A 220-nucleotide genomic window follows, 5' to 3' on the forward strand; every position below is an offset into this window, starting at 1 on the left:
TTCTTCAACGATGAACTGGCATCCGGCACGCCCGATGCGCGTGAGTTTATGGTCGTTGGACGCGACAGCGGCCTGAGCGCGGCGTGTCCGGCATTGCATATCACCTTCTGGCCAGACAAAGCGGCGCTGACGAAGGCCGTGGTTGCTAAAGCCAACGCGGATCGAAGCCAACGTTTCTTCTTCCATGGACAGTTCAATACCGGACTGTGGCTGGCGCTGT

General features: G+C 58.6%; 1 protein-coding gene. It reads left to right on the top strand.

The window, feature by feature from the left end:
* Positions 1-220 (top strand): TDP-N-acetylfucosamine:lipid II N-acetylfucosaminyltransferase (locus tag RRF55_RS28840; protein WP_439419421.1); only part of this gene is annotated, 220 nt, incomplete at both ends.

This window comes from Klebsiella sp. K47, from assembly GCF_051858335.1.
Lineage (GTDB): Bacteria > Pseudomonadota > Gammaproteobacteria > Enterobacterales > Enterobacteriaceae > Klebsiella > Klebsiella pneumoniae.